This is a genomic window from Rhizobacter sp. P3_C12 (genome assembly GCF_056402735.1).
Map to the genome: position 1 here is coordinate 1 of NZ_JBFUGW010000616.1, position 1,039 is coordinate 1,039.

1 protein-coding gene is annotated in these 1,039 nt (G+C 59.1%); it reads left to right on the forward strand.

Translation table 11 applies throughout. The features are described from left to right. Positions 1-189 precede the first annotated feature (189 nt). Positions 190-612 carry a hypothetical protein gene (locus AC1DXV_RS34965; RefSeq protein WP_477938093.1) on the forward strand — a complete coding sequence of 141 codons (423 nt, stop codon included), beginning with the start codon at positions 190-192 and terminating at the stop codon, positions 610-612. Positions 613-1,039: the final 427 nt, after the last annotated feature.

Below are 1,039 nucleotides of genomic sequence, written 5' to 3' on the forward strand. Positions count from 1 at the left end.
GTTGCGGACCTGGCAAAACAGATTGCCAATCAAAAGGACGTTCTGAGCAAACTATGAGAGACGCATTGTTGCGGACCTGGCAAAACAGATTGCCAATCAAAAGGACGTTCTGAGCAAACTATGAGAGACGCATTGGAGTTGAGTCATGCGGTGGAGGAGGCTTGGGCGGACGTCCCTGCCCCGCACCTCATGGACCTGCGACTGACCGGATGGAACTGGACACAGGAAGAGGCTGATGCCTTCATCGATGTGGATCCCATGGCGGTCGATATTGACTCTGTTGGCTTCCTTGCTTCTACACCCCTTCTTGACCTGCCTGTGCAGGCTGCTGCAGCTTACCTCGGTACATTTCTGCGCGCTCTGGTGGTAAGCCTGCACGAGCAGAAGGTGGTGGGCTTCTTCGAGAATCCGCTGACAAGAGCGCACATCATCACCTGCTTGAAAGACCGGGGTTTCTGGGATGCGGTGATTGGGCCTCACTTGTCAGTGGCGCGCTTAGAGGTCCTGTGCGAGGTGATCGATTACATGGTGCAAGAGCGCGAGGACTTGGCACTCGATGCTGATGACGTCAGAACTCTTCGGACGCGTATGGCCAATTTTCCGCGAGGGTGACCACGCAACGGCAGACTTGCTGAAACCTCAACCGATCGGCGTTCCGGAATGGCTGCTCCATTTGGAAGGGATGCGGTTGCCACAGCGTCGGTCCGGTGGTGGCGCATGTGATGGATGTACAAGCCGCTGCGAGGGACGTTCCTTGGATCGCGGTGGCGGCTACTTCCGACGCGGCCAAGCGGGGCGACGGCAGCGGCATTGTGCTGCCGCGGCGCGAGGTCCTGTACGAGCCTGCGGCGGCCCAGCCGGCAGTCCGTCAATGGCCTGCGCGGTGCCCAACAGTTCGAGTCCGGGTCGAGCCGTGGGTCGGCGGGGAAGACCGAACTGCTGGCACGTGCGCCGTGAGCGTCCAGTCTGACCATCTTGAGAATGCGATAGGCACATAGGAGCCTCGTACCCACCTCAACTTTGGTGGATACGTATGACC